This is a genomic window from Salinivibrio sp. ML198 (assembly GCF_001996015.1).
GTDB classification, from domain to species: Bacteria; Pseudomonadota; Gammaproteobacteria; order Enterobacterales; family Vibrionaceae; genus Salinivibrio; species Salinivibrio siamensis.
The window spans coordinates 161514-169572 of sequence record NZ_MUEZ01000007.1 but is presented as its reverse complement, the minus strand read 5'-3'; the positions used below and the strand labels follow the sequence as shown (position 1 = coordinate 169572).

The following is an 8059-nucleotide window of genomic DNA, read 5'->3' as shown; positions in this document are numbered from 1 at the left end:
AGCCAGAGCCAGAGCCAGAGCCAGAGCCAGAGCCAGAGCCAGAGCCAGAGCCAGAGCCAGAGCCAGAGCCAGAGCCAGAGCCAGAGCCACAATCTGCTGCGGTTCGCGAGCGTGAAAGACCGCAACGTGAAGGCTTTTTTGCCCGCCTAAAGCGTGGCCTGCAAAAAACCAAAACCAACTTAGGTTCTGGATTTTTTGGCCTGTTTAGCGGTAAGAAAATCGATGATGACTTATTCGAGGAGCTCGAAGAGCAGCTGCTTATCTCCGATGTGGGGATGGAAGCGACCACTAAAATCATCGATAACCTGACCGATAAAGCCAGTCGCCGCGAGCTAAAAGATGGCGAAGCCTTGTATGGCATTCTTAAACAAGAAATGGCGCAGATGTTGGAAAAGGTCGAGCAACCGTTGGTGCTGACTGACCAAAAGCCTTACGTGATCTTAATGGTCGGGGTCAATGGAGTGGGCAAGACGACCACCATCGGCAAACTAGCACGCCAGTTCCAAGATCAAGGTAAATCTGTGATGCTGGCTGCCGGTGATACCTTCCGTGCGGCCGCGGTGGAACAGCTGCAAGCTTGGGGCGAACGCAATCAGGTGCCCGTGGTCGCGCAACACACGGGTGCAGACAGTGCTTCTGTGCTGTATGACGCGATTGAAGCGGCCAAAGCGCGTAACGTCGATGTGGTGATTGCGGATACCGCCGGGCGCTTGCAGAACAAAGCCAACTTGATGGAAGAGCTGCGCAAGATTGTGCGCGTGATGCAAAAGCTGGATGTGGGTGCCCCACATGAAGTGATGCTGACCCTGGATGCCGGTACCGGACAAAACGCCATCAGCCAAGCGAAATTGTTCAATGAAATTGCACCGATAACGGGGATTACGCTGACAAAATTAGACGGCACTGCCAAAGGCGGAGTGATTTTTGCTGTGGCAGAACAATTTAATATTCCGATTCGCTATATTGGTGTCGGTGAAGGCATTGAAGATTTACGCACCTTTAACGCCAACGACTTTATCGAGGCGCTCTTTAGCCGGGAGGAATAACCGTGATTCAGTTTCAGCAGGTAAGTAAAGCCTATCGGGGCGGTCGTCAGGCGCTACAAAAAGTCAGCTTTGAGCTTCCCAAAGGGGATATGGCGTTGTTAACCGGCCATTCTGGCGCTGGGAAAAGTACGCTGCTGAAACTGATCTGCGCCATTGAACGTCCCAGTGATGGGCAGATTTACTTCAATGGCCATGATATTTCCCGCATTCCGCGCCAAGACATTCCGTTTCTACGGCGCCATTTAGGGATTATTTTTCAGGATCATAACCTGCTGATGGACGCGACTGTCTACGAGAATGTGGCGTTACCGCTGCGAATTGAGCAGCAGCCAGAGGGTGAAATCAAAAAACGCGTGTCTGCGGCGTTAGATAAAGTGGGGTTGTTGGATAAAGCGCGTTGTTTCCCGATTCAGCTATCAGGGGGCGAACAGCAGCGCGTTGGGATTGCCCGGGCGGTGGTCAATCGCCCGCAAGTCCTGTTGGCGGACGAGCCAACGGGGAATCTCGATGCCGCTTTGTCAGCGCAGATTATGGAGCTGTTTCGCCTGTTCAACCAAGTGGGCGTGACCATTCTTATGGCGACCCATGACACCAGCTTGCTTGAGCAGTACCGCCACCTTAGGCGGTTTGATCTCCAGCAAGGCAGTTTGGCGGAGGTCAGTCATGGCTGAATCTTTTATGCAGACGCAAAAGCGTCATGCCTCCACTGCTTGGCGAGATCTGTTTCAACGCCCGATGGGGAATCTACTCACCTTGATGGTGTTAGCAGTTGCACTTTCCTTACCCGCGACCTTCTACTTATTGGCCAAGAATGTGGTAGCAGTGAGTGCGCAGTGGCATAGCCCTGCAGAGCTCAATGTGTTCTTAACGCCGGATCAATCGTCGCAGCAAGGTGAAGCACTGGCTAAGCAGCTGGGGGAGTGGCCCGCCATTGATAGCATTGAATACATCTCGCCTGACCAAGGTATGGCGTCGCTAAAACAGCAGCGAGGCTTTAATCAAGCGGTGAGCTTGTTAGATAATAATCCACTGCCTGCTGTGTTGGTGGTGGTGCCTGACGTAACCCCCGCAGATGGAGAAGACGCCATCTCTTTGACCGCGCGTGTGGAAGCCTTGTCCGACAAGCTTTCGGCACTGGCTGAAGTCGAGGAAGTGCGGTTAGATACGGATTGGCTGGCACGGTTGGACGCGATCAAAACACTGGCCATTACACTTGCTTGGCTTTTTTCCGGGTTGATGTTGGCAGCTGTCGTGCTACTTGTGGGGAATACCTTGCGGTTGCAGGTACTCCATCATCGTGCACGGATCCAAGTGATGAAAATGGTAGGAGCCACCGACCGTTTTATCTTACGGCCTTATCTTTATATGGGCGCATGGTTGGGCGGACTGGCGGCGATCGTCGCGTGGTTACTCACCGGATTAAACACCTGGTTGATGGATGGGGCGGTGCGGCAATTTGCACAGCTTTATGACAGTCCCTTTACCCTTAGCGGACTCAATTGGGATGAATCTTTGCTATTGTTAATGGGCTCAATCCTACTAGGAGTGTTGGCGGCGTTGCTGGCGACGCGCCGACATTTAAAAGAAATTGAACCTGTGTAGGGTTAATACGGTCATAGACTCACAACAGACAGATAAAGGCTTGCAGTTTGCCCCTGCTTGGGTATATTTTTGCATGCTTAATCAGCAATTCGGTCTTCGACGATTCGGAAACGAGGTTTGAATGACAAAAGAGATGAACGCATTGGCACCGATTGTTCAAGATAACATCGACGGTTATCTGCAAGCGGTAAACAGCCACCCTATGCTCAGCGCTGAAGAGGAGCATTCGCTGGCCGAGCGTCTCCATTATCATGGTGATTTGGAGGCGGCGAAGTCGCTGATCCTATCTCACTTGCGTTTTGTTGTTCATATCGCCCGCGGATACACCGGATACGGTCTCCCGATGGCAGACTTGGTACAAGAAGGCAACATTGGTTTGATGAAGGCGGTGAAGCGCTTCAACCCAGAAGTTGGCGTGCGCCTCGTGTCCTTTGCTGTCCATTGGATCAAAGCTGAAATTCACGAGTACGTATTGCGTAACTGGCGTATCGTTAAAGTGGCAACCACCAAAGCGCAGCGTAAGCTTTTCTTTAACTTGCGTAAAAACAAAAAGCGCTTGGGTTGGTTTAATAACGACGAAGTGAATATGGTCGCAGAGCAACTCGGCGTGGAAGCGTCTGAGGTGCGCGAAATGGAAGCTCGGTTGGCCGCACAGGATGCGACCTTTGAAGCGCCGGCGAATGCCGACGATGAGCGCGAAAGCGGTCCAATGGCCCCTGTCTATTATCTGGAGGACAAAACCTCAGATATTGCCGCGTCGCTAGAGGCGGAAAACTGGGAGTCGCACGCAAACCGCCGATTGGCCAGTGCACTATCCGCATTGGATGAGCGCAGCCAACATATTGTCCGTTCTCGTTGGTTAGACGACAACAAAGCCACGCTGCAAGATCTCGCGGATCATTATCAAGTGTCGGCGGAGCGGATCCGTCAGCTAGAGAAGAACGCGATGAAAAAGCTTAAACAAGCAATGGGTGATGCGCTGTAAGATCGTCTTCGATCAAAGCTGAACCGGCCATGAGGCCGGTTTTTTTATGCCTGTTGCCAGGGAAAAAGAAAAGTGTTGAAGAGGTTATTCACAGCTTATCCTGGATCCTTACTACATCTAGTGGATCCGGTATGACGATCATCGCTTATCAACGCAATCCACACCTTTTTCCACAGTCGACTAAAAAACGAACACTGTTGGCGGGGGGAAGCAGACGTGTGAGATCAAACTCAGGTACAATGCGGACTTGTTTCGAGGAGCACGTTATCCTCGTGTGACGTCAGCTGGGAATAACTTTGTGAGTGAAGGGGTAAAAGGTATGGATCAGTTTGCACACATCTCTGTGACCGATGCGTGGGAAATGCTGCGTGATGATCAGCAAAATGCAGTATTAGTGGATATTCGCGATCCACAAACGTTTCAGGTTGCGCACCCTCAAGATGCGTATCACCTAACGAACGATACCTTGGTGGCGTTTATGGATCAGGTTGACTTTGATCAGCCGGTGCTGGTGATGTGTTATCACGGGATCAGCAGCCAAGGCGCGGCGCAGTACTTGATCAATCAAGGCTTCGATGCGGTATATAGTGTCGATGGCGGGTTTGAAGCCTGGCAACGTCAAGCCCTTCCCACCGCGTCGGGTATCGATATTTAATAGGGGCCTCAATAGGACAGCTCATGCAAAAAATCGCGGTACTGCCAAATGCGCGCTTGGCTCAGGCGTTTGTCGATTATGCGGCAGCGCATCACGTCACTCTTGAACTCGCCCCTGAGCCGGAAACGCAGGTGGCGATTTGGTTGGTGAACGACAACGATAAAGCCTGGGTGGATAGCGAGCTGGAGCGGTTTATCGCTGACCCCATGCATAGCCGTTATCAAGCGGCGTCTTGGCAGGTGGCAGAAACCCGCCATGCCCGTTTTCACTACCCCTCCTCAGGGTTATGGCAAACGGTCAAAGATAAGTCTGGTCCAGTGACCTTGGCGGTGATGTGCGCCAGTGTGGTGTTGTTTGCGTTGATGACGCTGGGCGGGTTTGAGGTTGTCGTACGCAGCTTACTGTTTCCGGCTGATAGTGGTCAGCGCTGGCAGCTGTGGCGTCTATTCAGCCATGCGCTCCTGCATTTTTCCGCTTTGCATATTATCTTCAACTTACTCTGGTGGTGGGTGCTTGGTGGTCGCATCGAGCGCCTCGGCAGTAGCAGTAAGCTGGTTCAAATCTTTTTATTTGCCGCGCTTTTCTCGGGACTCGGTCAGTATTGGTTGGAAGGGCCTTACTTTGGTGGTCTCTCGGGCGTGGTTTACGCGCTGTTAGGCTATTTATGGTGGATGACTTGGCTGGCGCCATCGCGTGGCCTCACGGTCGAAAAGCCATATGTTGTCTTTATGCTGGCGTGGTTGGTGATTGGCTTTTTCCAGCCGATGGGCATGAACATCGCCAATATGGCGCATTTATTTGGTCTGATCATTGGCTGTTTGCTCGCTCTGTGGGACGCGAAACGCCATTCTTAGCGGATCGGTACTTCTGTCTACATCGCATTATCTCTATCGCGTAAAGAAAAAAGAGCAGGTAACTGCTCTTTTTTTGTTCGTAAGCGCAATTTTATTGCGTCAGATCTATGTTTTTATGTTCGCTTTCACGGTTTTTGTTTTCAATTTGAGTAATTATTCTACTCGTTGAGCGAATACGAAAATTTATTGCTCACTTCTTTGATTTTTATCCTTTTATAAATCCATCGCGTACATCTTACTGAGGACCCTCTCATGTTTGGAATCTTCCGTCCGGCTGCTCACCGGCAAAGATTGCCCCAAGCGCAGATCGGTGACACCTACACTCGACTGCGCTGGCAACTGTTTATCGGGATTTTTATCGGCTATGCCGGCTACTATCTCGTGCGTAAAAACTTTAGCTTGGCCATGCCGTATTTGATTGATGAATATGGCTTTAGTCGTGGTGATTTGGGGGTAGCGCTCGCCGCTGTGTCCATCGCTTACGGCTTATCAAAATTCTTAATGGGCAGTGTCTCTGACCGCTCAAACCCACGTTATTTCCTAAGTGCTGGGCTGTTAATGTCATCGTTGGTGATGTTCAGCTTTGGTTTTCTTCCTTGGACAACCAGCAGCATTACCATCATGTTTATCCTGCTGTTTATCAATGGTTGGGTACAAGGTATGGGCTGGCCTGCCTGTGGGCGCACCATGGTGCACTGGTGGTCACGGAAAGAGCGTGGTGAGCTGGTGTCGGTTTGGAACGTGGCGCATAACGTCGGGGGTGGCTTAATTGGGCCGCTATTCTTGCTCGGCTTGTGGCTGTTTAATGATGACTGGCGTGCGTCTTTTTATGTACCTGCATTTTTTGCCGCATTGGTCGCGGTGTTTATCTGGTTAACGCTACGTGACACCCCACAATCGTGTGGCTTGCCACCGATTGAGGAGTATAAAGACGATTATCCAGAGAACTATGACGAGGAAGCGTTTGAAAAAGAGATGACCGCCAAAGATATCTTCGTCACCTACGTGATGAAGAACCGTTTGCTGTGGTATATCGCGATTGCCAATGCCTTTGTCTATTTGATTCGCTATGGCGTACTCGATTGGGCACCGGTTTATCTTGATGAAGCGAAAGGCTTTACCGTGGATAAATCCTCTTGGGCCTACTTCCTCTATGAATGGGCGGGGATCCCAGGCACCTTATTATGTGGCTGGATGTCTGATAAATTCTTCAAAGGGGCGCGAGCACCTGCCGGTGTGTTGTTTATGGTGCTGGTGACCGTGGCAGTGTTGGTGTACTGGTTTAACCCAGCCGGCAACCCGGGCATCGATATGGTAGCGTTGGTGGCGATTGGTTTCTTGATTTACGGGCCGGTGATGCTGATTGGCCTGTATGCATTGGAGCTGGCACCGAAAAAAGCGGCGGGCACCGCGGCCGGCCTGACCGGTTTATTCGGCTATCTGGGTGGCGCGGTTGTCGCGAACATCGCGCTTGGCTATACCGTCGACCACTTTGGCTGGGATGGTGGCTTTATGCTGCTCACCGGCGGGTGTGGGTTGGCTATCTTCTTCCTGTGTTTGGCATGGGTCGGGGAGCATCGTGTGCGTCGTGACACAGCTGTGCACGCTGTCTAAGTGATCTGTCTTGGCATCGCCTAGTGGCTATGCGTAAACTAGGAAGCCCTCGTGATCGCGGGGGCTTTTTTTGTAAGGGGAGAAGCAGTGAAGCAAAACAAACGTCATCAGCAAATCATTGATCTGGTTAAGTCACAAGGATACGTGAGCACGGAAGACTTGGTTGAGCGCTTCAATGTCAGCCCGCAAACGATTCGACGCGATCTCAATGAATTGGCGGCAGAGAACCACATTCGTCGTCATCATGGTGGCGCGACGGTGCCGTCCAGCTCAGAAAATACCGCGTATGCGACCCGCAAGGTGCTTCAGCAGCAAGAAAAAGACACCATCGCACAGGCCTTGGTCAAACATATTCCTGATGGGGCGACCTTGTTTATCGATATTGGTACCACACCTGAAGCGGTGGCACGTGCGCTACTAGACCATCATAACCTGCGCGTGGTGACCAACAACTTGAATGCGGCCGCGATCTTAATGCCAAAGCAGGACTTTACGGTGATTATTGCGGGCGGCGAGGTACGGAATCGCGATGGGGGGATTGTCGGTGAGGCAACGCTCGATTTTGTCTCTCAGTTTCGGCTCGACTTTGGCATTCTTGGCATCAGTGGTATTGATGATGATGGCTCATTACTCGACTTTGACTACCATGAAGTGCGCGTCAAAAAAGCCATTCTTGATAACAGTCGTTGTGTGATGCTGGCAGCAGACCATACCAAGTTTGGCCGCAATGCCATGGTGAATTTGGGCAATATCACCCAGCTGGATATGGTCTTTACTGACGCAACGCCACCAGCTCAGATCCGTGACATGCTGAGCGCACAGGGAAGCCACCTTGAGGTGATTAGCCACCCTGAGCCCGCCGCTAACGTCACGGCTGAGTGATTATTGATATAAGTATTTTGTGAATAACAGGTCGGTGAGCATGCGGCGATTGGTTTCGGCGAGTAGGTGCTCGTTGACTTTCTCTAAACAGGTTTTGCGAATCGTTTCTCGGCCAGACAACGACTTTATCTGGGTGGCGGTTTGCTGGTTTAGGGTTTCAATAATCACATCGCGGATCAGGGGAGAGTGATACTCCAGCTCACTGACGAGTTTGGGGTTATCGACCATCAACTCGACTTTCACCTTGATAAAACCTAATCGACGGCCTTCGGTGACATAGTTGGTGGTAATCTCAGGCTCTAAGGAAAAGTAACTGTATTTGGGGTTACCCTCACCCTCTTCTTGTGCATGGACGGCGGCACTAAGCCAGAACAACACGCTCAGTACGACCATTAATAGGGGTTGTTTTTTACTCATAGTG

The 8059-nt window shown here is 51.3% G+C and carries 9 protein-coding genes; 8 read left to right on the top strand and 1 reads right to left on the bottom strand.

Going from position 1 to position 8059, the window contains the following annotated elements:
- The 8 genes from ftsY to BZG25_RS06905 all read left to right on the top strand — a co-directional run.
- Nucleotides 1–1046: signal recognition particle-docking protein FtsY (gene ftsY / locus BZG25_RS06940; RefSeq protein ID WP_077638728.1), on the top strand; the 1046-nt coding region annotated here is incomplete at its 5' end.
- A gap of 2 nt (nucleotides 1047–1048) precedes the next feature.
- The gene (ftsE, locus tag BZG25_RS06935) at nucleotides 1049–1717 is read left to right on the top strand and encodes a cell division ATP-binding protein FtsE (RefSeq protein WP_046074629.1); all 669 of its coding nucleotides are present in this window, start codon (nucleotides 1049–1051) and stop codon (nucleotides 1715–1717) included.
- Nucleotides 1710–2648: a permease-like cell division protein FtsX gene (gene ftsX / locus BZG25_RS06930; protein WP_077638727.1), complete on the top strand. Its 939-nt coding sequence runs from the start codon at nucleotides 1710–1712 to the stop codon at nucleotides 2646–2648. Before ftsE ends, ftsX begins: the two co-directional genes overlap by 8 nt.
- Before the next feature lie 133 nt (nucleotides 2649–2781).
- A complete protein-coding gene (rpoH, locus tag BZG25_RS06925; RefSeq protein ID WP_369795704.1) occupies nucleotides 2782–3633 on the top strand; it encodes an RNA polymerase sigma factor RpoH in 852 nt (283 codons plus the stop codon).
- A 319-nt stretch (nucleotides 3634–3952) separates the two neighbouring features.
- Nucleotides 3953–4288, top strand: coding sequence for a thiosulfate sulfurtransferase GlpE (gene glpE, locus BZG25_RS06920; RefSeq protein WP_077638726.1), 336 nt, complete (start codon nucleotides 3953–3955; stop codon nucleotides 4286–4288).
- Between the two features lie 23 nt (nucleotides 4289–4311).
- Complete coding sequence (gene glpG, locus BZG25_RS06915) at nucleotides 4312–5142, top strand: rhomboid family intramembrane serine protease GlpG (protein WP_046074633.1); 831 nt, start codon at nucleotides 4312–4314, stop codon at nucleotides 5140–5142.
- A gap of 252 nt (nucleotides 5143–5394) precedes the next feature.
- Nucleotides 5395–6756 carry a glycerol-3-phosphate transporter gene (glpT, locus tag BZG25_RS06910; RefSeq protein ID WP_046074634.1) on the top strand — a complete coding sequence of 454 codons (1362 nt, stop codon included), beginning with the start codon at nucleotides 5395–5397 and terminating at the stop codon, nucleotides 6754–6756.
- Nucleotides 6757–6843: 87 nt separating this feature from the next.
- The gene (locus tag BZG25_RS06905; RefSeq protein WP_077638730.1) at nucleotides 6844–7638 is read left to right on the top strand and encodes a DeoR/GlpR family transcriptional regulator; all 795 of its coding nucleotides are present in this window, start codon (nucleotides 6844–6846) and stop codon (nucleotides 7636–7638) included.
- Here BZG25_RS06905 and BZG25_RS06900 read toward each other — a convergent pair whose 3' ends face one another.
- A complete protein-coding gene (locus tag BZG25_RS06900; protein ID WP_046074635.1) occupies nucleotides 7639–8055 on the bottom strand; it encodes a flagellar basal body-associated protein FliL in 417 nt (138 codons plus the stop codon).
- Nucleotides 8056–8059: the final 4 nt, after the last annotated feature.

Excerpts from the sequence above, each read along its gene's own strand:
- ftsX (WP_077638727.1), top strand. The coding sequence starts at position 1,710 with ATGGCTGAATCTTTTATGCAGACGCAAAAGCGTCATGCCTCCACTGCT.
- rpoH (WP_369795704.1), top strand. The coding sequence starts at position 2,782 with ATGAACGCATTGGCACCGATTGTTCAAGATAACATCGACGGTTATCTG.
- glpE (WP_077638726.1), top strand. The coding sequence starts at position 3,953 with ATGGATCAGTTTGCACACATCTCTGTGACCGATGCGTGGGAAATGCTG.
- glpG (WP_046074633.1), top strand. The coding sequence starts at position 4,312 with ATGCAAAAAATCGCGGTACTGCCAAATGCGCGCTTGGCTCAGGCGTTT.
- glpT (WP_046074634.1), top strand. The coding sequence starts at position 5,395 with ATGTTTGGAATCTTCCGTCCGGCTGCTCACCGGCAAAGATTGCCCCAA.
- BZG25_RS06900 (WP_046074635.1), bottom strand. The coding sequence starts at position 8,055 with ATGAGTAAAAAACAACCCCTATTAATGGTCGTACTGAGCGTGTTGTTC.